27 protein-coding genes are annotated in these 23,763 nt (G+C 66.9%); 8 read left to right on the top strand and 19 right to left on the bottom strand.

Annotated elements, in window-relative coordinates; genetic code table 11:
• The first annotated feature begins 51 nt into the window (after positions 1-51).
• On the top strand, positions 52-669 hold the full coding sequence (locus RLN94_RS07935) for a hypothetical protein (RefSeq protein ID WP_350128357.1): 618 nt from the start codon (positions 52-54) through the stop codon (positions 667-669).
• A 7-nt stretch (positions 670-676) separates the two neighbouring features.
• Here RLN94_RS07935 and RLN94_RS07930 read toward each other — a convergent pair whose 3' ends face one another.
• Complete coding sequence (locus RLN94_RS07930; RefSeq protein ID WP_350128354.1) at positions 677-1,873, bottom strand: leishmanolysin-related zinc metalloendopeptidase; 1,197 nt, start codon at positions 1,871-1,873, stop codon at positions 677-679.
• A 156-nt stretch (positions 1,874-2,029) separates the two neighbouring features.
• Entirely contained in the window at positions 2,030-2,296 is a 267-nt protein-coding gene (locus RLN94_RS07925) for a hypothetical protein (RefSeq protein ID WP_350128351.1), read from the bottom strand.
• Between the two features lie 211 nt (positions 2,297-2,507).
• Here RLN94_RS07925 and rpsB point away from each other — a divergent pair, with 211 nt between their 5' ends.
• Positions 2,508-3,398, top strand: a complete 891-nt coding sequence (gene rpsB / locus RLN94_RS07920) for a 30S ribosomal protein S2 (RefSeq protein WP_350123756.1) — start codon at positions 2,508-2,510, stop codon at positions 3,396-3,398.
• Positions 3,399-3,474: 76 nt separating this feature from the next.
• Complete coding sequence (tsf, locus tag RLN94_RS07915; protein WP_350123753.1) at positions 3,475-4,353, top strand: translation elongation factor Ts; 879 nt, start codon at positions 3,475-3,477, stop codon at positions 4,351-4,353.
• A 390-nt stretch (positions 4,354-4,743) separates the two neighbouring features.
• Here the strand turns inward: tsf and RLN94_RS07910 are convergent, their stop codons facing one another.
• The 3 genes from RLN94_RS07910 to RLN94_RS07900 all read right to left on the bottom strand — a co-directional run bounded on the left by RLN94_RS07910 (position 4,744) and on the right by RLN94_RS07900 (position 7,185).
• Positions 4,744-5,499 (bottom strand): LuxR family transcriptional regulator, encoded by a 756-nt coding sequence (locus RLN94_RS07910; RefSeq protein WP_350123750.1) that lies wholly within the window; start codon positions 5,497-5,499, stop codon positions 4,744-4,746.
• On the bottom strand, positions 5,496-5,939 hold the full coding sequence (aroQ, locus tag RLN94_RS07905; protein ID WP_350123747.1) for a type II 3-dehydroquinate dehydratase: 444 nt from the start codon (positions 5,937-5,939) through the stop codon (positions 5,496-5,498). The genes RLN94_RS07910 and aroQ overlap by 4 nt, the downstream gene beginning before the upstream one ends.
• A gap of 328 nt (positions 5,940-6,267) precedes the next feature.
• On the bottom strand, positions 6,268-7,185 hold the full coding sequence (locus RLN94_RS07900) for a LysR substrate-binding domain-containing protein (RefSeq protein ID WP_350158557.1): 918 nt from the start codon (positions 7,183-7,185) through the stop codon (positions 6,268-6,270).
• 96 nt (positions 7,186-7,281) lie between these two features.
• On the opposite strand from RLN94_RS07900, the gene RLN94_RS07895 reads away from it, so the two are divergent.
• A complete protein-coding gene (locus tag RLN94_RS07895; RefSeq protein ID WP_350123741.1) occupies positions 7,282-8,271 on the top strand; it encodes an ornithine cyclodeaminase family protein in 990 nt (329 codons plus the stop codon).
• A gap of 47 nt (positions 8,272-8,318) precedes the next feature.
• Here RLN94_RS07895 and RLN94_RS07890 read toward each other — a convergent pair whose 3' ends face one another.
• A complete protein-coding gene (locus RLN94_RS07890; RefSeq protein WP_350123738.1) occupies positions 8,319-9,542 on the bottom strand; it encodes an acyl-CoA dehydrogenase in 1,224 nt (407 codons plus the stop codon).
• Between the two features lie 103 nt (positions 9,543-9,645).
• Here RLN94_RS07890 and RLN94_RS07885 point away from each other — a divergent pair, with 103 nt between their 5' ends.
• On the top strand, positions 9,646-10,557 hold the full coding sequence (locus RLN94_RS07885) for a LysR substrate-binding domain-containing protein (protein ID WP_350123735.1): 912 nt from the start codon (positions 9,646-9,648) through the stop codon (positions 10,555-10,557).
• 3 nt (positions 10,558-10,560) lie between these two features.
• On the opposite strand, the gene RLN94_RS07880 is transcribed toward RLN94_RS07885, so the two are convergent.
• From RLN94_RS07880 to RLN94_RS07830, 11 genes are all read right to left on the bottom strand, one after another.
• Positions 10,561-10,737: a hypothetical protein gene (locus RLN94_RS07880; protein WP_350123732.1), complete on the bottom strand. Its 177-nt coding sequence runs from the start codon at positions 10,735-10,737 to the stop codon at positions 10,561-10,563.
• Positions 10,738-10,827: 90 nt separating this feature from the next.
• Complete coding sequence (gene phoB, locus RLN94_RS07875) at positions 10,828-11,517, bottom strand: phosphate regulon transcriptional regulator PhoB (protein ID WP_300895477.1); 690 nt, start codon at positions 11,515-11,517, stop codon at positions 10,828-10,830.
• A gap of 47 nt (positions 11,518-11,564) precedes the next feature.
• Entirely contained in the window at positions 11,565-12,281 is a 717-nt protein-coding gene (gene phoU, locus RLN94_RS07870) for a phosphate signaling complex protein PhoU (protein WP_350123728.1), read from the bottom strand.
• A gap of 9 nt (positions 12,282-12,290) precedes the next feature.
• Positions 12,291-13,088, bottom strand: coding sequence for a phosphate ABC transporter ATP-binding protein PstB (gene pstB, locus RLN94_RS07865; RefSeq protein WP_350158558.1), 798 nt, complete (start codon positions 13,086-13,088; stop codon positions 12,291-12,293).
• Between the two features lie 15 nt (positions 13,089-13,103).
• On the bottom strand, positions 13,104-14,432 hold the full coding sequence (pstA, locus tag RLN94_RS07860) for a phosphate ABC transporter permease PstA (RefSeq protein ID WP_350126991.1): 1,329 nt from the start codon (positions 14,430-14,432) through the stop codon (positions 13,104-13,106).
• Positions 14,429-15,901 carry a phosphate ABC transporter permease subunit PstC gene (gene pstC / locus RLN94_RS07855; RefSeq protein ID WP_350126988.1) on the bottom strand — a complete coding sequence of 491 codons (1,473 nt, stop codon included), beginning with the start codon at positions 15,899-15,901 and terminating at the stop codon, positions 14,429-14,431. The genes pstA and pstC overlap by 4 nt, the downstream gene beginning before the upstream one ends.
• A 93-nt stretch (positions 15,902-15,994) precedes the next feature.
• On the bottom strand, positions 15,995-17,035 hold the full coding sequence (locus RLN94_RS07850; RefSeq protein ID WP_350126985.1) for a substrate-binding domain-containing protein: 1,041 nt from the start codon (positions 17,033-17,035) through the stop codon (positions 15,995-15,997).
• 194 nt (positions 17,036-17,229) lie between these two features.
• Positions 17,230-18,288, bottom strand: coding sequence for an ATP-binding protein (locus RLN94_RS07845; protein ID WP_350126982.1), 1,059 nt, complete (start codon positions 18,286-18,288; stop codon positions 17,230-17,232).
• 18 nt (positions 18,289-18,306) lie between these two features.
• Positions 18,307-18,828: a gamma carbonic anhydrase family protein gene (locus RLN94_RS07840; protein ID WP_350126979.1), complete on the bottom strand. Its 522-nt coding sequence runs from the start codon at positions 18,826-18,828 to the stop codon at positions 18,307-18,309.
• On the bottom strand, positions 18,825-19,466 hold the full coding sequence (gmk, locus tag RLN94_RS07835) for a guanylate kinase (RefSeq protein WP_350126976.1): 642 nt from the start codon (positions 19,464-19,466) through the stop codon (positions 18,825-18,827). Before gmk ends, RLN94_RS07840 begins: the two co-directional genes overlap by 4 nt.
• A gap of 62 nt (positions 19,467-19,528) precedes the next feature.
• Positions 19,529-20,419, bottom strand: a complete 891-nt coding sequence (locus tag RLN94_RS07830; protein WP_350126973.1) for a YicC/YloC family endoribonuclease — start codon at positions 20,417-20,419, stop codon at positions 19,529-19,531.
• Positions 20,420-20,649: 230 nt separating this feature from the next.
• Here RLN94_RS07830 and RLN94_RS07825 point away from each other — a divergent pair, with 230 nt between their 5' ends.
• Positions 20,650-21,288 carry a PAS domain-containing protein gene (locus RLN94_RS07825; protein WP_350126970.1) on the top strand — a complete coding sequence of 213 codons (639 nt, stop codon included), beginning with the start codon at positions 20,650-20,652 and terminating at the stop codon, positions 21,286-21,288.
• Between the two features lie 108 nt (positions 21,289-21,396).
• A complete protein-coding gene (locus RLN94_RS07820; RefSeq protein ID WP_350126967.1) occupies positions 21,397-22,524 on the top strand; it encodes a mandelate racemase/muconate lactonizing enzyme family protein in 1,128 nt (375 codons plus the stop codon).
• On the opposite strand, the gene hisI is transcribed toward RLN94_RS07820, so the two are convergent.
• Complete coding sequence (gene hisI, locus RLN94_RS07815) at positions 22,525-22,887, bottom strand: phosphoribosyl-AMP cyclohydrolase (protein WP_350126964.1); 363 nt, start codon at positions 22,885-22,887, stop codon at positions 22,525-22,527.
• A gap of 66 nt (positions 22,888-22,953) precedes the next feature.
• On the opposite strand from hisI, the gene RLN94_RS07810 reads away from it, so the two are divergent.
• Entirely contained in the window at positions 22,954-23,409 is a 456-nt protein-coding gene (locus tag RLN94_RS07810; RefSeq protein ID WP_350126961.1) for an iron-sulfur cluster assembly scaffold protein, read from the top strand.
• 226 nt (positions 23,410-23,635) lie between these two features.
• Here the strand turns inward: RLN94_RS07810 and RLN94_RS07805 are convergent, their stop codons facing one another.
• Positions 23,636-23,758, bottom strand: coding sequence for a hypothetical protein (locus RLN94_RS07805; protein ID WP_300895462.1), 123 nt, complete (start codon positions 23,756-23,758; stop codon positions 23,636-23,638).
• Between the last annotated feature and the right edge of the window lie 5 nt (positions 23,759-23,763).

The raw sequence follows: 23,763 nt of genomic DNA, 5'->3' as shown, positions 1-23,763 counted from the left end.
TTGAGGCGGGCGAGAGGCTGGGGGATACCGGGGGGCAGGGAACGAGGGGCGATGGGTGTGAAGCGGCTTTTGCGAAAATACCGGTACTATCTTCTGGGCCTGCTGGGAGCGGCGGGGCTGGCGGCGAACCTGCCGCAGGGCTGGCTGATCGGGCAGAGCGAGGAGGCGCGGCGGAGCGAGGTGATCTCGGACTTCCTGAACCTGTCGGTCGATCCCGGCGCCGGCGGGCTGTCGGGTGTGCGGATGGACTGGCTGGTGCAGACGCGGCAATTGCGGGAGCGGCGGGAGGCGCGGCTGGCGCATGTGCCGGGGGCGCTGCTGGCGGGCTACGCGGCGGAGATGGGGCTGACGGAGGCGGAGCTGCGGGCGGTGCTGACCGATCCCGAGCGGCACGATCCGTTCGAGATTTCCGGTCACGATTTCGGCCATGTGGAGGATATCGCGCATGGCACAAAGGGGCCGTGGCGCTGGGGGCTGGTCGTGGCCGAGCGCGAGGACGAGGTGGCAGAGCCGGGGCCGGCGCTTTCGGGCTGCGGCATGTGGCTTCTGTTCTGGGACGAGGGCGCGTGGTTCTATGCGCCGGTGGGAAGCCGCGAGTTGAACGGCCTGCTGGAGGACGCGGTGCCGGCGTTGGCGGGCGTGGCGCCGGAGCGCGTGGCGCGCTGCTGAGGCAGGGTCAGGCGATGAGGTCGGCGTTCATCGGGTCGGCCGGGATCGGGCCGAAGAGGTCATCGGGGTCGTAGGGGTCGTCGAACACGGTGTCGTAGCCCATGTCCTCGAGCGTGGCGATGGTCGTGACCGAGACGTAGCTGCCGTCGTCGATATAGCCGGTCATCAGTTCCTCGTTGAAGAGCGCCTCGTCCCAGTGGCCGCCGGCAGTGCCGGAGCCGCCATCGGTTTCCACGGACACGCCGGTCAGCGACCCGGGATCGGCGGCGGCGACGCCGGGAAACTCGGTATTGTAGGTGTCGGTGGCGTTCTGGCCGGTGAAGCGCAGGGTGTCGGCGGCGACCGAGCCGCTGAGCAGGCCCATGAGCGACCAGAGCGGGCCGAAGCCCAGGGCATGGAGCGTCTCGTGCAGCACCACGGCGCCCCAGTTGCCGGCATCGTCGAGCGCCTCGGCATCGGCGATGTCGAAGGTCATCTCGCCCGTGGCGGGCAGGTAGGTGCCGTCGTTGCGCAGGATGCGGGGGCCGGCGCTGCCCAGCACGCCGCCGGCGCCGTCGATCGTGTCGAGCGTCGCGGTGATGACGATGTCGTCGATCAGCGTGCCGTCGACGAAGATGTCGGGGATATCCTCGAGGATGAGCGTGCCGAGGTAGTCGGCGGCGTCGATGAAGGCCTGTTGCAGCTCGACCGTCCAGGTGCCCTCGAAGACGATGGTGACGTTGTAGCTGCTGCCGGCGGGGCCGGGGCTGGTGTAGGTGGCGACCGGGCCGGTGGGGAGCGTGGGCTCGGCCCCGGGCGGGCGGCCGAAGGCGGCGTTGGTGTCGGGCGGCGGCGGCGCGGGGGGCGAGGGGGCGGGCGTGCCGGGCTGGGCCCCGGCGGGGCGGCCGTTCTCCTGCGGGGCGTCGGGGTCGGGCGTGGACGGCTGGGGCGGCGGGGCCGGGTCGGGATCGGCGTCTTCGGCGAGGGCAGAGGGGGCGGGGAGGAGGCCGCCGTCGTCCTCGGCGGTGACGACGAAATCGAACGCGTCGACCGCGTCGAGCGAGGAGAGGTGATCGGGGCCGCTCGGGGCCGGGCGGGGGGCGGCGGGGGCGAGCCAGTCGAAGAGCAGGGCGGGATGCGGAGCGGGGGCCGGTTCGGGGGCGGGGGCCGGAGTCGTGCGGGCCAGCAGGTCGGCGAATTGGGCGGGCAGGGCAAACCGGGTCATCGGCGGGACCTTCTGTTGGCGCGGCGGGGCGGCGCGGGTTCCTTGCGGTCAGGGTAACATGGGGGGACTGTCGCGCAATGGTGGAGGCCGGGTGGGGGCGCTTTCTTGGGAAGAAAGCGTGTCGAAATCGTTTCAAGATTTCGGGGCCGGGGCGCTTCAGAGCAGGCCGGAGCGTTGCAGACGCCAGCCGAGCAGGGCCAGCGCGGCGATGGTGACGATGTAGCCCTTGGGCCCCAGGAGCACCCGCATCAGCCAGTTGAGCAGCACGAAGCCCAGCATGATGCCGGCGATCAGCAGGGATTTCTCGACCGAATGGCCGGCGAGGCGGATGACGATGAAGGTGGCGAGCGTCATCAGCGCGGCGGTCATCGGCATGATGCGCTTGAGATAGGCGAACTGTTCCTCTTCGGTGCGGCGGGGCATGGCGCTGTCTCCTTGTGCCGGGCCAGGATAGCACGGATCGCGCCGATCGCACCGGGGGGCTTGCGCCAGGGCGCTGCTGCGTTTATATGCGCGCCATTCAATCCCGCAGGCATGGGCGGGCTGATCGGGGGAGACATCCCCGGCGGTCCACCGGTTGAAGCATCCCGCTTCTCTTCCCGTGCCGAGGCGTAAACCGGAAAGGAAAAAGACCATGGCTCTTCCCGAGTTCAATCTGCGTCAGCTTTTGGAAGCCGGCGTTCACTTCGGCCACCAGACGCAGCGCTGGAACCCCCGCATGGGCGAGTTCATCTATGGCGCGCGCAACGGCATCCACATCATCGACCTGACCCAGACCGTGCCGATGCTTGACGCGGCGCTGAACGTGATCCGCGAGACCGTCGCCAAGAACGGCCGGGTGCTCTTCGTGGGCACCAAGCGGCAGGCGAGCGCGCCCGTCGCCGAGGCGGCCGAGAAATGCGCACAGTATTACATGAACCACCGCTGGCTGGGCGGTACGCTGACCAACTGGCAGACGGTTTCCAAGTCGATTCAACGGCTTGCGCATATCGACGAAGTTCTGGGCGGCGGTGCCGAGGGCATGACCAAGAAGGAACGCCTCGGCATGGAGCGCGAGCAGGAGAAGCTGCAGGCGAGCCTTGGCGGGATCCGCGAGATGGGTGGCCTGCCGGACCTGCTGTTCGTCATCGACGTGAAGAAGGAAGCGCTGGCGATTGCCGAGGCGAAGAAGCTGGGCATCCCGGTCGTGGCCGTGGTCGATACCAACTGCTCGCCCGACGGGGTGGATTACATCATCCCCGGCAACGACGACGCCGCGCGGGCGATCTCGCTTTACTGCGACCTGGTTTCGCGGGCCGCGCTTGACGGCATGACGGCGCAGATGGGTGCCGCGGGTGTCGATCTGGGCGCGATGGAAGAGGCGCCTGCCGAGGACGCGGCGGCCGAGCCCGAATCGACCGGTGTCGTGACCGGCGAGGTAAGCGAAGAGACCGCGCATGACGATACCGTGGCCAAGGACGCGCCCTACGACCTCGAATCGGCCGAAGAGGTCAAGAAAGAGGCCGAGGAAAAGGCCGAAAGCTGAGCCGCTTTCACGAAACTGACACGGGCGGCGGGGTAGTCCGCCGCCACACGATCCTGAAGATTTGAGGAGAGCCGAGATGGCGATCACTGCTGCGATGGTGAAGGAACTGCGCGATACGACGGGCGCAGGGATGATGGACGCGAAGAAGGCGCTGACCGAGAACGATGGCGACATGGCTGCGGCCGTCGATTGGCTGCGGACCAAGGGTCTGGCCAAGGCCGCCAAGAAATCGGGCCGCACCGCGGCCGAGGGCCTTGTGGCCGTGCAGGTCGAGGGCGGCCGGGGCGTGGCTGTCGAGGTGAACTCGGAGACCGATTTCGTCGCCAAGAACGCCGATTTCCAGAAGATGGTGTCGGACATTGCCGGCGTGGCGCTTGGCGTGTCGGATGTCGAGGCGCTGAAGGCGGCCGACCTGGGCGGCAAGAGCGTCAACGACGTGATCACCGACAAGGTGGCCACGATCGGCGAGAACATGTCGGTGCGCCGGATGGCCAAGATCGAGGGGCAGACGGTTGTCTCGTACATCCACAATGCCGCGGCTGACGGCATGGGCAAGATCGGCGTGCTGGTCGCGCTGAACGGCGGTGACGAGGCGTTCGGCCGGCAGATCGCGATGCATATCGCCGCCACCAACCCGGCGGCGCTGAACGAGGCGTCGCTGGATGCCGAGATCGTGGAAAAGGAACGCCAGATCCAGATCGACATCGCCCGCGAATCCGGCAAGCCGGAGCAGGTGATCGAGAAGATGATCGAGGGCCGGATGCGCAAGTTCATGGCCGAGGTCACGCTTCTGGGGCAGGCCTTCGTGATCAACCCCGATCAGACGGTGGCCGAGGCCGCCAAGGAAGCCGGGGCCGAGATCGCCGGCTACGTGCGCCTCGAAGTGGGCGAGGGGATCGAGAAGAAGGACGAGGATTTCGCCGCCGAGGTCGCCAAGACCGCCGCGGGCGGCTGAACCGTCCGATCCGGAAAAATCGTTTGATCAGGGCGCCTTGGGGCGCCCTTTTCATGTGGCGGATTGGTAGGGAAGGGGCCCTAGAATCAAAAGCGGCACTGGCCCATGGGGAGAGCACAGTACCGCTTAGACCCCGCCGCGCGCATCATGGGGATGAAATGGCGGAAGGTAAGCGCCGGCTGGACGCCCGAACAAAAAAACGCCACAGCCGGCATCCGGCGCACTGCCGGGAGATCGGAGAGCCCTGAAATCGCAAAGGATTTCCGATCTCGCGTTCCAGGCTTTAAGCCACCACTCACGGAACGGTGATAGATTGCAATGTTACGTCACGTCAGGAAAGTACGGGATTCCTTACCATCCGGTAAAATTCGGTATCCCAGCGTACATTCTTCAGCGTTCCACGACGAAAATCTGGTTCTGGAAGGCGGCCTTGAGCACGGCCTGGGCCGTGGTCTCGACGCTGAGCGCCTTGCGCGCGAGGCGCAGGTGCTTTTCCACCGTGGGCGGCGTGAGCCCCATGAGCAGCGCGATATCCTGCACCGTCTTGCCGTCGCCGACCCATTCCAGCACCTCGCGCTGGCGGTCGGTCAGCGCGCGGGCCGGGCCGGTATAGGGCAGGGTCATGATCCGCAGGTGGGTGAGGTTGTTGAGCAGCAGGATGTCTTCGCCATGTTCGGCCCAGATCTCGTCGACCTCGGCCTGGGTCATGCCGGCGCGGGCGGTGAGGGCGATGGCGCCCTTGGCGCGGCTTGAGACCGACTTGAAGCTGATCGAGTAGCCGGCCACCACGTTCATCGAGCGGTTGAACTCGACCACCTTGCGCTCTTCCTCGGTCAGGGCGCCGATTCCGATCATGTCCTGCAGGAGCGACCAGGAGCGTGCGCCGTCGTTTTCCAGCGCCCAGCGGACCATGGGGGCGTTGAAATAGAGGCCCTGGCCGATGAAACGGTCGGTATAGGCGGTGTCGTGGTTGCTGAGCAGGACGAAATCGTCGGGATCGCCGAGGGAATGGCGCGTGAGGTAGCGGGTGAAGCCGTAGATCAGCCGGTCGAAGCCGTACCCCTCCATGTGGCGGGTGTGCATGTCCCAGAGAAGCTCGATGCTGGGCGCCGTGATCAGCGCGTTGAGCTCCTCCGCCGGGATCACTTTCGCGCCTCGAGGTGACGCGCCATGGCGTCGATAGCCAGCTCGTATCCGGCCGGGCCGAAGCCGCAGATCACGCCCACGGCGACGCGGGCGATATAGGAGGTGTGGCGAAAGGACTCGCGGGCGTGGACGTTGGAGAGGTGCAGCTCGATGGCGGGCAGCTCGACCGAGCTGATCGCGTCCATCAGGGCGATGGAGGTGTGGGTATAGGCGCCGGCGTTGAGGATGAGGCCGTCGTGGGTGCCCTTGGCGGCATGGATCGCGTCGATCAGCGCGCCTTCGGAATTGCTTTGCATGAAGTCGAGGCCGAGCTTCATGTCACGGGCCTTGGCGCGGCAGGTCTCCTCGATCTCGGCCAGCGTGGTGGCGCCATAAACCTCCGGCTGGCGCTGACCCAGCAGGTTGAGGTTGGGACCGTTGAGAACGAGGATCGAAGTCATTGATTATGCGCCCTTATTGCGGGGCATTTAAACCGGAAGTCGGGGAAGCTGTCGAGGAATCATCCGTTCCGTGTGACAGGACGGATGGCAGGTGTGGCGAAGTTGCCCGGTGGGGTGTCGTCTACGAGGCGTGCGGTGGGGTTCGAGGATGTCGGGGCATCGGGGGTGGAGGATGTGTTCTGGCGGAGTTTCGTGAGATAAGGTATTGCGGATGTTGAGGAAATCAGCTTATCCGTATATCAGTTTATTTAACATAATATATATTATGCGCCAAATGGATGCGCGCCGCGATCTACATGTGAATGCGGCGTTTCCCGCGTCGCCGGGCTCACACGTCCGCCCCTTCCGTGTCCCGCAACCTCTGAGCGGTGGCCGCGGCCTCGCGCCGGAGCCAGCGCAGGACGCGTTTCAGTGCCGGGCGGCGGGCCTGGCGTGCGGGGAATGTGAGCCAGTACGCCTCGCCGCAGGTTACCGCCACCGGGAACGGCGCGACGAGCTGGCCGTTGGAGATTTCATCCTGCACCAGCGCGCGGAACAGCAGCGCGACGCCCTGCCCGGCAATGGCCGCCTGCCGGAGCGCGCCCGTGTCACTGATCTGCTGGCTGGTCGGGGTGACGCCGGCGAGCGACTGGCGGGCGAACCATGTGGCCCAGTCTTCGGTGCGGAACTCGTGGAAGAGCTCGCAGCGGAGGAGCGATGCGGGGTCGTCGGGGTCGATGCGGGCCCGGGCATAGTCCGGGCTGCAGACCGGGATCAGCTCGCCCGACAGCAGCGGTTCGGCCACGATGCCCGGCCGCTCGGGCCGCAGGCTCCAGTTGAGGCCGATGTCGATGCTGTCGACGTCGAAATCCGGCGGGCTGTAGGCATGGGTCAGCCGGATGTCGAGATCGGGATTGTCGCGCAGGAAGCCCAGCAGGCGCGGCGTGAACCACGCGGCGGACAGGAACGGCGCCACGGAGATGTGGAGGACGGGATCGGCTGTGGCGTTGCGGGCGGCGGCGATGCCGCGGTCGATCTGCGCCAGCCCGTGGGAGATTTCGTGGTGGAGCGCCCTGCCCTCGTCGGTCAGCGTGCAATGCCGGGTGGTGCGGTCGAAGAGCCGGCACTCGAGGTCGCGCTCGAGCGCGGCGACATGGCGGCTGACGGCCGACTGGCTGATCCGCAGTTCGGCGGCAGCGCGGGAGAAGCCGCCGTGGCGGCCGACGGCGGCGAAGGCGCGCAGGGTGCTCATGGAGTAGCGGGACATATATGATCTGCCGTCATTAATGATGTCACTGAATATATTTGTCCGACTCGGCCGGATTGTGAAGGCTGAACTTCGGATGAAGAACGGAGACCAGTGATGACGGAGCGAAAGAGTGCCGCGGAGATCCGCAAGGGCGAGCAGCGGGTCATGATCCTGAGCGAGGCGGACGTGGAGCGGTTCATCGCGCCGCGCGCCCTGCTGGACGGGCTGCGCGAGGGGTTCCGGCAGGTGGCCCGGGGCGAGATGCAGGTGCCGCCGCGGCCGGAGATCAGCGTGCCCGGCAAGGGGTTCATGCTGTCGATGCCGGCGTGGCGGGCCGGCGGGCCGATGATGGTGAAGATGGTGAACGTGTTCGAGGGGAACCTTGAGCTGGACCTGCCCAATCACCTGGCCACGATCGTGCTGTTCGACGAGGCCACGGGGGCGACCCGCTGCATCATGGACGGCACCTATATCACCGGGGTGCGCACGGCGGCGAGCGCGGTCGTGTCCGTGGAGGTTCTGGCGCGCGAGGACGCCCGTGTCGCGACGGTCGTGGGGGCCGGCGTTCAGGGGCGCGAGCACCTGGGGCTGTTGCCGCTGGTGCGGGATTTCGACAGGATCTACGTGACCTCGCTGGTGCACGAGGACGCCGTGCGCCTTGCCGCCACCTGCCCCGTCGCCGAGGCGGTCGAGGATGTCGAGGGCGCCGTGCGGGCGTCGGACGTGGTCTGCCTTGCGAGCCATTCCTACGCGCCGGTGATCGACAGTGGCTGGGTGCGGGAGGGCACGCATGTCTCGTCGGTGGGCTATGCGCCGCCGAAGGGGGAATTGCCGGTCGAGCTGCTCCGCCGCGGTCGGCTGTTCGTGGAGGACCGGTGCGCGTTCGAGCCCGTTCCGGTGGGCTGTGCCGAGCTTGCGGGGCTGGACCCGGATTGTGGCACGGTGCTGGGAGAGGCGCTGTTGCGGTCGGACCGGCCGCGGCGCGATGCGCGGGAGATCACGGTGTACAAGGCGATGGGCATCGCGATGGAGGATCTTGTCGCCGCGCGGCTTGCCTATGACGGGGCCGTGGTGGCTGGGCACGGGACGGCCGCCGTGTTCTGAGCCCCTGCCCCCGCCCGGCCGGCGGGGGGCGCGGTTTGGGGCCTCGATCAGAAGAACGCCTGCAGCCCGGTCTGCGCCCGGCCGAGGATGAGGGCGTGGACGTCATGCGTGCCCTCGTAGGTGTTGACCGTTTCGAGGTTGAGGGCGTGGCGGATGACGTGGAATTCGCCGGAGATGCCGTTGCCGCCATGCATGTCGCGGGCCTGCCGGGCGATGTCGAGCGCCTTGCCGCAATTGTTGCGCTTGATGAGCGAGATCATCTCGGGCGCGGCGGCGGCCTCGTCCATCAGGCGGCCGACGCGGAGGGCGGCTTGCAGGCCGAGGGTGATCTCGGTCTGCATGTCGGCGAGCTTCTTCTGGAAGAGCTGGGTGTTGGCCAGCGGACGGCCGAACTGGTGCCGGTCGAGCCCGTATTGGCGGGCGGCGTGCCAGCAGAATTCGGCGGAGCCCATGACGCCCCAGGCGATGCCGTAGCGCGCGCGGTTGAGGCAGCCGAAGGGGCCCTTCAGGCCTTCCACATTGGGCAGGAGCGCGTCCTCCCCTACCTCGACGCCGTCCATGACGATCTCGCCGGTGACGGAGGCGCGGAGGGAGAGTTTCTTCTCGATCTTCGGCGCCGAGAGGCCCTTCGCCCCCTTGTCGAGGACGAAGCCGCGGATCTTGCCGTCATGCGCTTCGGACTTGGCCCAGACGACGAAGACGTCGGCGATGGGGCTGTTGGAGATCCACATTTTCGAGCCGGTGAGCTTGTAGCCGCTGTCGGTCTTCACCGCGCGGGTCTTCATGCCGGCCGGGTCGGAGCCGGCATCGGGTTCGGTGAGGCCGAAACAGCCGATGAGCTCGCCCGAGGCGAGGCCGGGGAGGTATTTCTGGCGCTGTTCCTCGGTGCCGTAGGCGTAGATCGGGTACATGACGAGGCTGGATTGCACCGACATCATCGAGCGGTAGCCGCTGTCGACGCGCTCGATCTCGCGGGCGACGAGGCCGTAGCTGACATAACCCGCGCCGATGCCGCCGTATTCCTCGGGGATGGTGGTGCCGAGGAGGCCAATCTGGCCCATTTCGCGGAAGATGCCGGGATCGACGGTTTCCTTTTCGAAGGCCTCCATCACGCGGGGTTGCAGCACCTCCTGGGCGAAGGAGCGGCCGCTTTCGGCGATCATGCGCTCGTCTTCCTCGAGCTGCTTGGCGAGGTAGAACGGGTCTTCCCAGTCGAAGCTGGAGAGGTTGGGTTTGTCCTTGGCGCGGATCTTGGGGGCGTCGAGGCTCATGGCGGTCTCCTTATGCGCGTTCGTCAACTTAATTGTAATGTATCGCGGGATCGGGGTAGAAAACAGCGAGAATTCCGCATCAATCCATGAGGGAACCGCATATATGCCCCCTGCCCCACGCCGCTTCCTGCCCTCGACCGCCGCGCTGCGCGCGCTGGAGGCGGTGGACCGGCTGGGCAGTGTCACGGCGGCGGCGGAGGACCTGAACCTGACGCAGGGGGCGGTGAGCCGGCAGGTGCAGGCGCTGGAGGAGCAGCTGGGCGTGCCGCTGGTGATCCGGCGGGGGCGGCGGGTGGTGCTGACGCCGGAGGCGGCGCATTACGCTGCCGATATTCGCGGGGCGTTGCAGAAGATCACGCAGGCGTCGCTGCGGCTGACGGTGAACCCGACGGGGGGGAGTTTGGATTTGGCGATATTGCCCACGTTCGGGATGCGCTGGCTGGTGCCGCGGCTGGCGGATTTCGCGCGGCGGCATCCGGAGGTGACGATCAACCTGACGACGCGGCTTCGCCCGTTCAACTTCGCCTCGGAACCCTTTGATGCGGCGATACATTTCGGCAATGCGGATTGGCCCGGTACGGCGGCGATGAAGCTTCGGCCCGAGGCGGTGGTGGCGGTCTGTGCGCCGGGATTGCTGGAGGGGGCGTATCCGGAAAAGGCGGAGGATCTGCTGCGCCTGCCGCTTCTGCATATCGAGACGCGGCCCGAGGCGTGGGCGGCGTGGTTTGCCGAGCACGGTGTCGAGGGGGCGCAGGTGACGGGGCAGATCTATGATCAGTTTTCCACGATCACGCAGGCGGCGCTGCATGGGCTGGGAGTGGCGCTGTTGCCGGATTACCTTGCAGAACAGGACCTTGCGACGGGACGTTTATGCAAGGCTTGGGGCGGGCCGACGCCCTCGCCCGGGGCGTATCACCTGGTCTGGCCGGTGGAGAAGTCGCGCGACCGGGCGCTGTTGAAGTTCCGCGACTGGCTGGCGACACAGACCGAGGATGACGAGCGGTTGCCGCGGTGAGGATTACGGGATGGAGCGGGTCACGCGCCGGCGGGCGGCGTCGGTGGTATGAACCCGCCCTGCCCTTGCGTCTGCCTGTCCGCGTTCGACGGAGGCGATGAACGCCTCTTCTTCGGCACGGCAGTGTTCGTGGGCGTCGTTGCCGAGGGGATGGAAGGTCACGGCGGAACGGTTGGGCATGGCGACTCTCGGTGTGTCGGATCTGTTCTCGGCAAAGGGGCGAAATCTTGAAAAGATTTCTGTCCGAATTCTTTTAAAGAATTCGGTGAGTTAGCCGAGGGCGTAGCCGGCGCCGCGGACGGTGCGCAGGGGGTCCTGGCCACCGTGCTGGCAGAGCGCCTTGCGCAGGCGGCCGATATGGACGTCGACGGTGCGGGTGTCGACGTAGATGTCGCGGCCCCAGACGCGGTCGAGAAGCTGTTCGCGGCTCCAGACCCGGCCGGGTTTTTCCATGAAGGTGGAGAGCAGGCGGAACTCGGTCGGGCCCAGCTTGAGCTGGTTGCCGTCGCGGGTGACGCGGTGGGTCTCGCTATCGAGCAGGATATCCTCGTATTCAAGCCGCTCGCCCACGGTCGAGGGCCGGGTGCGGCGCAGTTGCGCGCGCACGCGGGCCATCAGTTCGATCACGGAATAGGGTTTGACGACATAGTCGTCGGCGCCGGTTTCCAGCCCCCTGACGCGGTCGACCTCTTCCGAGCGGGCGGAGATCATGATGATCGGCACGCCGCGGGTGGAGGCGCGGGTCTTGAGTTGGCGGCAGACTTCGATGCCGGAGACGTTGGGCAGCATCCAGTCGAGCAGGATGATGTCAGGCGCCGCCTCGTCGACGAGCATCAGCGCCTCCTCGCCATTCTCGGCCTTGGTGACGGCGAAACCGTCGGCTTCGAGGTTGTAGGCCAGCACTTCGCGCTGTGCGGGTTCGTCTTCGACCAGAAGAACGCTGGGTTGTTCAGAGGCCATTTTTCTCGGTCCTGCTCAAAGTCCTGATCAAAGTCCTGCTCATCGCCTCATGCCGGGGCGACGCCGGGGTCGGTGGAGGTGCGGTCGCTTTTGGGGCGCTTGTCCTCGGGGATCTCGCCGGTGACGAGGTAGATCACCTGTTCGGCGATGTTGGTGGCGTGGTCGCCCATCCGCTCGGTGTTCTTGGCGATGAAATGCAGGTGCATGCAGGCGGTGATGTTGCGCGGGTCTTCCATCATGAAGGTGAGGAATTCGCGGAAGAGCGCGTTGTACATCTGGTCGACGTCTTCGTCGCGGTGGATGACCTCGTTGGCCATGCCGGCGTCGCGCTGGACGAAGGCGTCGAGCACGTCCTTGAGCATGCGCTCGACCTCTTTCGCCATGCGGCGGATCGAGGCGGTGGCGCCGTGGATCTGGCCCATCTGGCTGAGGACCGTGGTGCGCTTGGCCATGTTCTTGGCGTAGTCGCCGATGCGTTCGAGGTTGGAGGCGATCTTCATCACGCAGAGGATGACGCGCAGGTCGACCGCCGCCGGCTGGCGGATGGCGATGATGCGGGCGGCTTCCTCGTTGATCTGCTCTTCCAGCTCGTCGATGGCGCGGTCGGCGTTGCGGACCTCTTCGGCCAGCTCCTCGTCGCGGGTTTCGAGCGAGGTGGCGGCCTTGAGGATGGCATCCTCGACCAGTCCGCCCATCTTCATGATGTGCGCCTGGATCGTTTCGAGATCCCGGTCGAAGGCCGAGGCGATATGTGTGTCGGTCATGTCTGCTCCTTACCCGATACGGCCGGTGATGTAGCTCTCGGTCCGCTCGTCCTGTGGGTTGGTGAAGATCTGGCCGGTCTCGCCGAATTCTACCAGATTTCCGAGATGGAAGAAGGCCGTCTTCTGGCTGACGCGGGCGGCCTGCTGCATCGAGTGGGTGACGATGATCACCGAGTAGTTGGTGCGCAGCTCGTCGATCAGCTCCTCGACCTGGGAGGTGGCGATGGGGTCGAGGGCGGAGCAGGGTTCGTCCATCAGCAGCACTTCCGGCTCTGTCGCCACGGCGCGGGCGATGCAGAGGCGCTGCTGCTGGCCGCCGGAGAGGCCCGTGCCGGGGGCGTGGAGCCTGTCCTTCACCTCGTTCCAGATGGCGCCGCGGCGGAGCGATTTCTCGACGATCTCGTCGAGCTCGGCCTTGTTCTTGGCCAGCCCGTGGATGCGGGGGCCGTAGGCGATGTTGTCGTAGATCGACTTGGGGAACGGGTTGGGTTTCTGGAACACCATGCCCACCTTGGCGCGCAGCTGCACCGGGTCGACCTTCTTGTCGTAGATGTCTTGCCCGTCGAGCAGGATGTCGCCCTGTACCCGGCAGACGTCGATCGTGTCGTTCATGCGGTTCAGGCAGCGCAGGAAGGTGGATTTGCCGCAGCCGGAGGGGCCGATGAAGGCCGTGACGGTCTTGTCCTCGATGTCGACGTCCACGTCCTTGATGGCGTGGGTGTCGCCGTAATAGACCTGCACCTTTCGGGCGGAGAACTTGGTTTCGTTCTTGGTCACGGTTCTCTCCGTATTGGGGGTGTCATACATGAGGTCTGTCCTTGATTACCAGCGGCGCTCGAAACGGCGGCGCAGAATGATGGCGAGGATGTTCATCGACAGCAGGAAGACCAGCAGCACGATGATACCACCCCAGGCCTTTTCGTAGAAGGCCACGTCGGCGCGGGCGGCCCAGGTGTAGATCTGGGCGGGCATGGCCGAGTTCGGATCGGTGAAGCCGGCGACGATGCCGTCGGGATAGCCGCGGGCGACGAAGCCCACCATGCCGATCAGGAGAAGCGGTGCGGTTTCGCCGAGCGCCTGGGCGAGGCCGATGATGGTGCCGGTGAGGATGCCGGGCATGGCGAGCGGCAGGACGTGGTGAAACACCGCCTGCATCTTGGAGGCGCCGACGCCGAGGGCCGCGTCGCGGATCGACGGCGGGACCGCCTTGAGCGAGGCGCGGGTGGAGATGATGATCGTCGGCAGGGTCATCAGGGTGAGCACCAGCCCGCCCACCAGCGGGGCCGATTGCGGCAGGTGCATGAACTGGATGAAGACGGCAAGGCCGAGGATGCCGAAGACGATGGAGGGCACGGCGGCGAGGTTGGAGATGTTCACCTCGATCAGGTCGGTGAAGCGGTTCTGGGGGGCGAATTCCTCGAGGTAGATGGAGGCCGCGACGCCGATGGGCAGCGAGAGCAGCAGCACCACCAGCATCATGAAGAAGGAGCCCACGACCGAGGCGCCGATCCCTGCCCCGCCGGGGTTGTCGACGCCGGAATCGGCGCCGGTGATGAAGTTCCAGTTGAAGGCCGAGCGCATGATGCCGGCCTCGTGCAGCGCGTCGACGATGTCGAGGTCGGTCTTCATCAGGAAGCGGCTGTCCTGCATCCCCTCGCGGGTGACGCGGCCGTTGAAGTAGCCGTCGACGCGGGAGGAGGCGGCGAGTTCGAAGCGGACCGGCTCGCCCAGCATGTTCGAGTTGCCCTGGTAGTATTCGCGGATCGTACCGCCGGTCTTGCCCAGCAGGCGCTCGATCGCCTCGGCGTCGAAATCGACCTCGAGGCCGCGCTCCTGAAGTTGGGCTTCGAGCTTGGCGATGAACAGGTCCTGGTAGGCCTTGGTCTTGAAGAGCTCGCTTTCGGCGGCCTCGTACTCGGCTTCGGTGATGGTGAACTCGACATCGACCACGGTCTTGGTGAAGGCCGGGATGCCGGAGCGGATGATGGTGACCGCGAGCACCACGAGGAAGAAGAGCCCGATGCCGATGGCGATCATGCCGTAGGCCTGGAAGCGCTTCTCGGAGGCGTTGCGGCGTTTGGTGCGGGCGTCGCGGGCGGTGAGCGAGCTGCTCTTGCCCGGGCCGTCGCCGTTCAGGGTCGCATCGGTCATTCGTATTGCTCCCGGTATTTGCGCACGATGTAGAGCGCGAAGATGTTGAGGCAGAGCGTGATCACGAAGAGCGTCATGCCGAGGGCGAAGGCGACGAGCGCCTCGGGCGAGGCAAAGTCGGCGTCACCGGTGAGCTGGCTGACGATCTTGGCGGTCACGGTGGTCATCGCCTCGAAGGGGTTGAGCGAGAGCCGGGCCGCGGCCCCTGCCCCGAGCACCACGATCATGGTCTCGCCGATGGCGCGGGAGGCCGCCAGGAGGATGGCGCCGACGATGCCCGGCAGGGCGGCGGGCAGGACGACCTGCTTGATGGTTTCGGAGCGGGTGGCGCCGAGGCCATAGGAGCCGTCGCGCATGGCCTGCGGGACCGAGTTGATGATGTCGTCGGACAGCGAGGAGACGAAGGGGATGAGCATGATGCCCATGACGAGGCCGGCCGTCATCACCGCCGTGCCCGATTGCATCCAGTCGAGCCCGTTGTCGCCGAAGACCTTCAGGAGCAGCGGCCCGACCGTCAGCAGCGCGAAGAGGCCGTAGACGATGGTGGGGATGCCGGCCAGCACCTCGAGCATCGGCTTGGCGAAGGCGCGGACCCGGGGACTGGCGTATTCGGAGAGGTAGATGGCGGCGAAAAGCCCGATGGGCACCGCCACCGCGAGGGCCACGATGGAGATGTAGAACGTGCCCCAGAGGAGCGGCAGGACGCCGAGATCGGAGCTGCCGCCGCGGCCCGAGAAGCTGGGCGCCCAGTTGGTGCCGAAGAAGAAATCGGCAGCCGGGTAGAGGCGGAAGAACTCGATCGTGTTGAAGACCAGCGACAGGACGATGCCGATGGTGGTGAGGATGGCGATGGAGGCGGCGCCGACGAGGATGGCGCGGACGCTGTGCTCGACCACGTTGCGGGCGCGGAACTCGGACTTGCTTTCGCGGAGGCCGTAGAGGAACCCCAGCACGGCGAGGATCAGCACCGCGATGGTCATGATCAGGTTGCCGGTGTCGTTCATGATCCGGTAGCGCTGGGCCGCGCGGAGGATCGGCTGGGTCACTTCGGAGGTGACGATCGAGCCCGCGTCGCGCAGCCGCTGGGTGACGTCGGTGAATTCGGCGCGCAGGTTGCGGGCCTCGTCATCGGTCATCAGGCCCTGGGCCACGGCGGCGTCGAGGCCGTTCGCGGCGCGGCGCACCTCGGCCATCACGAGCCCCAGCGAGGAGCCTTCCTTGACCGAGCTTTCCGGGATCATGCCGGATACGGCATTGCCCACGTAGATGGGCTGGATCAGCAGCCATGCCACCACCAGCAGGAAGGCCGGCACGATCGCCTTGATGGCCACGTTGGAGCCGTAATAGGACGGCAGCGAATGCAGCTTGCGGTTGTCGCCCCCGGCGCTGGCGAGCGCGCGCTGCCGGCCAAGAACGTAGCCCGCCACCGCGATCGCGAGCACGATCAAGATGAGCCAGAGTAAAGGCATGTGCCCCCCATCCCCTTGGTTTGAGAAAAATGTCCTAAAAGGCGTGGCGGGGGCGGCGAAATATGCCGCCCCCCATGATCAGGCCGGGCCTGATTACATGCTTTCGCTCATGGTCGTTTCGTTCTCGACCTTGGACTGGGTATCGGCCAGTTCCGGATCGGCCACGAGGCCGTAGTTGGAGAGCGGGCCGCCCGGGCCTGCGATTTCGTCGGCGACGAAGAACTGGGCGTATTCCTTGAGGCCGGGGATCACGCCGATATGGGCTTTCTTGACGTAGAAGAACAGCGGGCGCGAGACCGGGTATTCGCCGGCGGCGATCGTCTCGGTCGTGGGCTCGACACCGCCCATGGTGGCGACCTTCAGCTTGTCGGTGTTGTTCTCGTAGAACGCGAGGCCGAAGACGCCGATGCCGTTGGTGTTGGCGTCGATGCGGGCCAGGGTCTCGGTGTAGTCGCCGTCGATGTCGACCGACTTGCCGTCCTGGCGGACGTCGAGGCAGGCATCCTCGGCGTCGTCCTCGTTCATGCCGCCATCCATCATGGCCTGCATGGCGCCGGTGGCTTCGCAGCCTTCCAGCAGCACCTTGTCTTCGAAGACTTCACGGGTGCCGTGCTTGGTGCCAGGGATGAACATGGCGATCTCGGCATCGGGCAGGTCGCTGTTGAAGTCGGACCAGTTGGTGTGCGGGTTGTCGACCACTTCGCCGTCGACCATCACCTTGGCGCCGATGGCATTGAAGATGTCGGAGGGTTCGAAGGCGGTGAACTCGGGGCCCGACTGCTGGCTGGCGAAGACGATGCCGTCATAGCCGATGCGGACTTCGATGATGTCGGTGACGCCGTTGTCGGCGCAGGCCTGGATCTCTTTTTCGCGGATGGCGCGCGAGGCGTTGGCCACGTCGATGGTGTTCTCGCCCACGCCTTCGCAGAAGCGCTTGAGGCCGGCAGACGAGCCGCCCGATTCGACGACCGGGGTCGGGAAGTCGGTGTTTTCGCCGAACAGCTCGGCCACGATCGAGGCGTAGGGCAGCACGGTCGAGGACCCGGCGACCTGCACGTTGTCACGTGCGGCGGCGGCGGTTGCGGAAACGGCAGCGATCGCCAGCGAGGAGGCGGTCAGTTTCACAAAGGACATGGATAGCTCCTGATTTCGGGTTGCGGGGCCACAACAGCAGATGGCCCTTGGCCGTTCTGCTAGTCCCCGGCGACGACGCTTTTGTTACAGGGATGTAACGGTTTTATGACAGCGCGCGTCCTGTCGGGAAAAAACGGCGTATTGACGCGGGGTCGGCCCCGAGTCGGCCGGTGGCGGGCGCCCGTGGGGCGGTTTCAGCGGGGCTGCTGGGCGCTGTCGCGGGGCAGGACGACGCGGAAGACGCTGCCCTCGCCGGGGCGCGATTCGATTCGCAGGCGGCCCCGGTGGCGCCCGACGATATGCTTGACGATGGCGAGGCCGAGCCCGGTGCCGCCCATCGCGCGCGAGCGGTGGCTGTCGACGCGGTAGAAGCGTTCGGTGAGGCGCGGGATGTGGACCGGGTCGATGCCCGCCCCCTCGTCGCGGACGGAGATGACGGCGGCGGGCCCGCGCACCAGCGGCTCCTGCTCGGTCATGGTGAGGGAGATGTGGACGGTCTTGCCCTGCCCGCCATACTTGATGGCGTTCTCGGTCAGGTTGGTGATCACCTGCTGAAGCTGGTCGGTGTCGCCCGGCACGACGAGCGGGGTGTCGGGCAGGTCGGCCATGAGGGTGACGCCGTGATCGGCCGCCAGCGGCGCCAGCGCGTGGCGCACGCTGCCGATCAGGCGGCAGAGGTCGACCGGGTCGGTGGGGCGGACGCGTTCCTGCCCCTCGACGCGGGAGAGCGAGAGGAGGTCGCGGACGAGCCGTTCCATGCGCTGCGCCTCGTCCTGCATGGTGCCGAGGAAGCGTTCGGAGGCCGCGGCGTCGCCCTTGGCGGGGCCGCGCAGGGTTTCGATGAAGCCCAGAAGCGCGGTGAGCGGGCTGCGCAGTTCGTGGCTCACGTTGGCGACGAAATCGCGGCGCATCTGTCCGGCCTGTTCGAGATGGGTGACATCCTCGAAACAGACGAGCACGCCGTGGCCGGCCTCGGTCTGGACCGGGGAACAGGTGACGTCGAAGGTGGTGTCCTGCGTGCCGTCGGAGGAGAGGTAGCGGGTGCTGCGCGGCTGGCCGTCGCGCAGGGCGGCCTCGATCGCGTCGAGGATGGCGGGCTGGCGCAGGGCGGTGATGAAGTGGCGCCCGACGATGGCCTGCCCCAGAAGCTGAAGCGCGCGGTCATTGGCGCCGAGGATGCGCTCGCCCCGGCCGATCAGGACCGAGGGCAGCGGGATGGCGCTGAGGAGGGACGAGATGTTGTCGGCGTTCATCGCCTGTCGGTGCCCCCGTCAGACCGCCGTGAGCCCGTCGCGGTAACGGCGCATGTTCTCCTGGTAGTGGAGCGCGCCGGCGGTGACCGCCTGAAGCGCCTTGTCGTCGAGCTGGCGGATGACCTTGCCGGGGGCGCCCATGACGAGGCTGCCATCGGGGATTTCCTTGCCCTCGGTGATCAGCGCACCGGCGCCGATCAGGCAGTTGTTGCCGATCTTGGCGCCGTTGAGGATGGTGGCGCCCATGCCGATGAGGGTGTTGTTGCCGAGCGTGCAGCCATGCAGCATGACCTTGTGGCCGATGGTGCAGTTCTCGCCCACCGTGAGGGGGAAGCCCATGTCGGTGTGCATGACGCAGTTTTCCTGCACGTTCGAGCCGCGGCCGATGGTGATAGGCTCGTTGTCGCCGCGCAGCGTGGCGCCGAACCAGACGGAGGCGCCGTCCTCGAGGATCACCTGGCCGATCAGGTTGGCGTCGGGGGCGACCCAGGTGTCGTCGGCGAGTTGCGGGGTGTGGCCGTCGAGGGTGTAGATGGTCATGTGTTCTCCTCGAATTCCTGCTGGAGTTTCTGCACATGGGCGTTGAGGCCCGGCTGCTGGATGCGCTTGAGGCGGGCGGCGGTGACGATGCTTTTGAGCCGCGCGTCGGTGGCGTCGAGATCGTCGTTGATGAGCACGTAGTCGTATTCGCCCCAGTGGCTGATCTCGTCCCAGCTTTTCTGCATCCGTTTCGAAACCACGTCGGGCGCGTCCTGTCCGCGCCTGACCAGCCGGTTGCGCAGCTCGGCGATGGAGGGGGGCAGGATGAAGATCGACAGCGTGTGCTGGCCGAGGCCGGAGTTCTGGATCTGCTGAGCGCCCTGCCAGTCGATGTCGAAGAGCACGTCGCGCCCCTGGCCTATGGCCTCTTCCACGGGCCCGCGCGGCGAGCCGTAGAAATTGCCGAAGACATGGGCGTGTTCGAGCATCTGGCCGGCGCTGACCGCGCGCTTGAAATTGGTTTCGGTCATGAAGTGGTAATCCTGCCCGTCCTCCTCTCCCGCCCGCGGGGTGCGGGTGGTGGCGGAGACCGAGAAGGAAATCGTGTCATCCCAGTCGCGCAGGCGCCGGGACAGGGTGGATTTGCCCGCGCCCGAGGGCGAGGAGAGGATGATCAGAAGGCCGCGCCGGTCAGCCATGGGCGCCCTGCCCTTTCATTGTTCCGAAAATACTCGAATCCCCCCTTGTCCGATATGCGCCGTCATTCGACATTCTGCACCTGCTCGCGCATCTGGTCGATGACGGTCTTGAGTTCGAGCCCGGTGGCGGTGAGCGCCTTGTTCTGGGCCTTGGAACAGAGCGTGTTGGCCTCGCGGTTGAATTCCTGTGACAGGAAGTCGAGCTTGCGGCCGACCGGGCTGCCGCTGGCGATAAGGTCGCGGGCGGCGGCGATATGGGCGCGGAGGCGGTCGATCTCCTCGGTGACGTCGGCCTTGACGGCGAGGAGCGCCAGTTCCTGGGCGACGCGGGCCTCGTCGGCGGTGTCGGCGGTGTCCATCACGCGGGCGAGCGCGGTGCGGAAGGCCTGTTCCATGTCCGGGCGGCGGGCCTCGGCGGCTTGCGCCGCGTCAGCCGTGAGGCGCTCGATCTCGTCGAGCTGGGCGGTGAGCACGTCGGCCAGCGCCCGACCTTCGGTCGCGCGCATGTCGAGGAAGGCGGTGAGCAGGGGTTCGAAATCGGCCAGCAGGGTCGTGCGGAGCGCCTCGGTATCCTCGTCCGCCGCGCCGGTGTCGAGCACGCCGCGCAGGCCGAGCAGGTCGGCGGCGGTGGCGGGCGCCAGGGTGACGCCGCGGGCCATGGCGCGGTTTTCCACCTCGGCCATGGCGGTGAGCACATCCTCGAGCTGGGCCGCGTTGACGGCGAGCGCCCCTGCCCCGTCGTCGCGGGAAAGCTTGAGGTTGAGGGAGACGTTGCCGCGCCCAAGCGCCTTTCCGATGCGGGCGCGCAGGGCGGGTTCCAGCCCCTCGACCCAGTCGGGGACGCGCAGGCGCAGGTCGAGCCCCTTGCCGTTGACGCTGCGCATTTCCCATGTCCAGGAAAAGCCGTGCTGCGCCCCCTTGGACGCGGCGAACGCCGTCATTGATCTGAGCACGCGGATCCTCCTGCCCTGTCCCTGTCGGGTGCGGTTTCGTTTCGTCCTAGACATTCGTCGGGGCAAGGGCAAGCGTGGCGGCGGGCACGGGGATGTGATCCGATCTTAACCAATTATTAACATTTCGGGCGCCCTGTCGGGGAAAACGTGTCACATTCCAGGGAAGCCCCGGATTGCCCGGCGGGCCGTACCGGGGGCTTCACGCCACCGACCCCAACGAGGGCAGACCCATGCATGACGACACGGACAGACCTGACGACGTGATCGAGCTTCGGCCCCCGGGCCCCGGCGGGAGCCGCGAGCCGCAGGCGCTTGTCGACTACTGGCAGGGGCTTCGGCAGGGAACCACGGTGCCGCGGCGGGCCGAGATCGACCCGCGGCGGATCGAGGGGCTGTTGTCGGACACGTTCATCATCGAGCGGATCGCGCCGGGGCTGGCCCGGTTCCGGGTGGCCGGCGCGCATCTGGCCGACCTGATGGGGATGGATGTGCGGGGGATGCCGGTTAGCAGTTTCATCCACCCCGACCGGCGGGACGGGTTCGCCGGCGCGCTGGCGCGGCTGTTCGAGGAGCCGGCGACGGTGCAGCTTGACCTGCTGTCGCGGGGCGGGTTCCGGCAGCCGGAGTTGAGTGCGCGGATGGTGCTTCTGCCGCTGCGCAGTGACCTGGGCGATGTGAGCCGGGCGATGGGCTGTCTCGTGGCCGAGGGCGAGGCGGGCCGGGCGCCGCGGCGGTTCGAGATCGCCCGCCTGCGGGTGGCGCCGGTGGATGGCGGCAAGGTCGAGGTCAGCCGGCCCGTGGCGGCGCCGCCGCGACCGGCGCCGAAGCGGCGCGGACGCCCGTTCCTGCGGCTGGTGACGAGCGATTGACGACGCGGATTGTCGCGAACCGGACAGGTTGGCGCGTTTTCCGGCTTTCGCGCGGGGCGCGGCGCCCCTAGCCTGCGGCGGAATTCCCTTTCGTCAGGATCCGCCCGCATGGCCCTTGTCTCTTCCGTTACCGCCACCCCGCTGCGCCTGCCGCTGAAACAGCCTTATGTCTGGTCGCAGGGGGTCGAGCATCATTTCACCGTCAACCTGATCACCATGACCCTCGAGGATGGCACGGTGGGGTATGGCGAGACGACCTTTGCGCCCGATGCGGATGCGCAGAAGATCGTGCTGGAGAAGCTGGGCCGGGGGCTGGTGGGCCGGTCGGTGTTCGATATCACGCAAGGTCTGCAGGATGTCTACCGCGAGCATTTCCTGGTGTTCGGGGGGAATATGCCCCGGTATTTCAATCAGTTGCGGAACGGTCTCGAGATGGCGGCGCTGGATGCGCAGGGCAAGGTGCTGGGCCGTCCGGTGTGGGACCTGCTGGGCGGGGCGGTGCGCAAGGACGTGGGGTATTTCCACTTCCTGCAGGGCCAGTCGGCCGGGGAACTGGCCGAGGATGCGGCGGCTGCGGTGGCGGCGGGCCATCCGATATTGTACCTCAAGGTGGGTGTGGGCGCCGAGTATGACATGGCCGCCGTGCGGGCCGTGCGGGAGGTGGCGCCCGATGCCCGCCTGCGGCTGGATGCGAACGAGGCGTGGGACCAGGCGGTGGCGCTTCGGATGATCGCGCGGCTGGCGCCCTATGACATCGAGTATATCGAGCAGCCGACCGCCAGCACGACGCAGGCGGCGTTGGCGCATGTGGCGGCGCGCTCGCCCATCGCGATCGGGGCGGACCAGAGCGTGTTCACGCTGCAGGAGGTGCATACGGCGGCCGCGGTCCACCGGGCCGACATGATCGCCGTGGGCCCGCGCGAGATCGGCGGCCTGCGCCCGATGATGAAGGCCGCGGCGGTGGCGGAGGCGGCGGGGGTGCCGCTCTGCATCCATTCGTCGATGACCACGGGGATCACCACCTGTGCCGAGCATCACGTGGGCCGGGCCATTCCGAATCTCGACGACGGCAACCAGATCATGTGGCAATTGCTGGCCGAGGATATCGTGGCCGCGCCGGACCTTGCGCCGAAGAAGGGCCGGCTTGCGCTGGAAGGCAAACCGGGGCTGGGCTTCACGCTGAAGGAGGAGGTGGTGCAGGCGGCCGCCGAGCGGCACCGGGCGTTCGCCGGCTGATCAGCCGACCATGGGGGTCATCAGCTCGACCTCCTGCCCCTCCTCGATGGCGGTGTAGAAGCAGGTGCGGCGGTTGGTGTGGCAGGCGGGCCCGTACTGGTGGACCCGGACGAGGATGCAATCGCGGTCGCAATCGACGCGGAGCTCGACCAGCTCCTGGACGTGGCCGCTGGTTTCGCCCTTGACCCAGAAGGATTGCCGAGAGCGGCTCCAATAGGTGACGCGGCCGGTGTCGAGGGTGCGGCGCACCGCTTCGGCGTTCATCCAGGCGAGCATCAGCACCTCGCTGGTCTCGGAATCCTGCGCGATGGCCGGCAACAGCCCGTCTGCGTTGAATTTGAGTGTTTCGGGGTCGAATGCCATGAAGGAAACCCTTTCCGTCTGCGTCACGCGCCTCTATCTATGGGGGGAACGCGGAAAGGGAAAGCCATGAGCGGCGAAACCGACCTGATCAAACTGTACTCGGCCCGGATCCTGGAACTGGCGGCGGATATTCCGCATCATGGCAGGCTGGAGGAGGCGGATGCGAGCGTGAAGCGGCGGGCGCCGCTGTGCGGTTCGACCGTGACGGTGGATATCAAGACCGACGGGTCGGTGATCACCGATTACGCGGCGGAGGTGAAGGCCTGTGCGCTGGGGCAGGCCTCGGCCAGTATCGTGGGCGGGCATATCATCGGCTGTGATTTGCAGCAGGTGACCGAGGCGCGCGATGCGCTGAAGGCGATGCTCAAGCAGGACGGGCCGACGCCCCCTGCCCCGTTCGACGGGCTGGAGGTGCTGCGGCCGGCGAAGGATTACAAGAACCGGCACGCGTCGATCCTGCTGACGCTGGAGGCTGCGGTGGAGGCGCTGGAGACGGCGCAGGCGTCGAGCTCCTGCGCCTGAGGGGCGCTGCGCGAGGTTTGGCGCACAATCTTTTGAATTCCGGATAAAAAAACCGCCGCACGCTTGGGGACAAGCGGCGGCGGAAGGAAGCTCGGTTCCGTTTTCGGCCTGTCCGTGATCAGGGGGAGGCAGACCCCGGGGACAGTGATCAGGCGCGGCGCATCGAGACTATGGGGACAGGCGATGCGGGTTGCGCGACAGGCCAGGAACGTCGCAGGCAGAAAGGTTACAGAAGCCCCGGCAGGTAGAGCCCGCCCAGAAGCGTGACCATCAGGGCGGCGCCGCCGATGAGATCCCCGACAAGGGTATCGCGGGAGCGGTAGGCGGCGGTCTTGAACTGGCTGAGCATTGGGT

This window comes from Roseovarius sp., assembly GCF_040223625.1.
Lineage (GTDB): Bacteria > Pseudomonadota > Alphaproteobacteria > Rhodobacterales > Rhodobacteraceae > Roseovarius.
This window is presented reverse-complemented; position numbering and strand designations above follow the sequence as displayed.

Excerpts from the sequence above, each read along its gene's own strand:
- RLN94_RS07935 (WP_350128357.1), top strand. The coding sequence starts at position 52 with ATGGGTGTGAAGCGGCTTTTGCGAAAATACCGGTACTATCTTCTGGGC.
- RLN94_RS07930 (WP_350128354.1), bottom strand. The coding sequence starts at position 1,873 with ATGACCCGGTTTGCCCTGCCCGCCCAATTCGCCGACCTGCTGGCCCGC.
- RLN94_RS07925 (WP_350128351.1), bottom strand. The coding sequence starts at position 2,296 with ATGCCCCGCCGCACCGAAGAGGAACAGTTCGCCTATCTCAAGCGCATC.
- rpsB (WP_350123756.1), top strand. The coding sequence starts at position 2,508 with ATGGCTCTTCCCGAGTTCAATCTGCGTCAGCTTTTGGAAGCCGGCGTT.
- tsf (WP_350123753.1), top strand. The coding sequence starts at position 3,475 with ATGGCGATCACTGCTGCGATGGTGAAGGAACTGCGCGATACGACGGGC.
- aroQ (WP_350123747.1), bottom strand. The coding sequence starts at position 5,939 with ATGACTTCGATCCTCGTTCTCAACGGTCCCAACCTCAACCTGCTGGGT.
- RLN94_RS07900 (WP_350158557.1), bottom strand. The coding sequence starts at position 7,185 with ATGTCCCGCTACTCCATGAGCACCCTGCGCGCCTTCGCCGCCGTCGGC.
- RLN94_RS07895 (WP_350123741.1), top strand. The coding sequence starts at position 7,282 with ATGACGGAGCGAAAGAGTGCCGCGGAGATCCGCAAGGGCGAGCAGCGG.
- RLN94_RS07890 (WP_350123738.1), bottom strand. The coding sequence starts at position 9,542 with ATGAGCCTCGACGCCCCCAAGATCCGCGCCAAGGACAAACCCAACCTC.
- RLN94_RS07885 (WP_350123735.1), top strand. The coding sequence starts at position 9,646 with ATGCCCCCTGCCCCACGCCGCTTCCTGCCCTCGACCGCCGCGCTGCGC.
- RLN94_RS07880 (WP_350123732.1), bottom strand. The coding sequence starts at position 10,737 with ATGCCCAACCGTTCCGCCGTGACCTTCCATCCCCTCGGCAACGACGCC.
- phoB (WP_300895477.1), bottom strand. The coding sequence starts at position 11,517 with ATGGCCTCTGAACAACCCAGCGTTCTTCTGGTCGAAGACGAACCCGCA.
- phoU (WP_350123728.1), bottom strand. The coding sequence starts at position 12,281 with ATGACCGACACACATATCGCCTCGGCCTTCGACCGGGATCTCGAAACG.
- pstB (WP_350158558.1), bottom strand. The coding sequence starts at position 13,088 with ATGTATGACACCCCCAATACGGAGAGAACCGTGACCAAGAACGAAACC.
- pstA (WP_350126991.1), bottom strand. The coding sequence starts at position 14,432 with ATGACCGATGCGACCCTGAACGGCGACGGCCCGGGCAAGAGCAGCTCG.
- pstC (WP_350126988.1), bottom strand. The coding sequence starts at position 15,901 with ATGCCTTTACTCTGGCTCATCTTGATCGTGCTCGCGATCGCGGTGGCG.
- RLN94_RS07850 (WP_350126985.1), bottom strand. The coding sequence starts at position 17,035 with ATGTCCTTTGTGAAACTGACCGCCTCCTCGCTGGCGATCGCTGCCGTT.
- RLN94_RS07845 (WP_350126982.1), bottom strand. The coding sequence starts at position 18,288 with ATGAACGCCGACAACATCTCGTCCCTCCTCAGCGCCATCCCGCTGCCC.
- RLN94_RS07840 (WP_350126979.1), bottom strand. The coding sequence starts at position 18,828 with ATGACCATCTACACCCTCGACGGCCACACCCCGCAACTCGCCGACGAC.
- gmk (WP_350126976.1), bottom strand. The coding sequence starts at position 19,466 with ATGGCTGACCGGCGCGGCCTTCTGATCATCCTCTCCTCGCCCTCGGGC.
- RLN94_RS07825 (WP_350126970.1), top strand. The coding sequence starts at position 20,650 with ATGCATGACGACACGGACAGACCTGACGACGTGATCGAGCTTCGGCCC.
- RLN94_RS07820 (WP_350126967.1), top strand. The coding sequence starts at position 21,397 with ATGGCCCTTGTCTCTTCCGTTACCGCCACCCCGCTGCGCCTGCCGCTG.
- hisI (WP_350126964.1), bottom strand. The coding sequence starts at position 22,887 with ATGGCATTCGACCCCGAAACACTCAAATTCAACGCAGACGGGCTGTTG.
- RLN94_RS07810 (WP_350126961.1), top strand. The coding sequence starts at position 22,954 with ATGAGCGGCGAAACCGACCTGATCAAACTGTACTCGGCCCGGATCCTG.
- RLN94_RS07805 (WP_300895462.1), bottom strand. The coding sequence starts at position 23,758 with ATGCTCAGCCAGTTCAAGACCGCCGCCTACCGCTCCCGCGATACCCTT.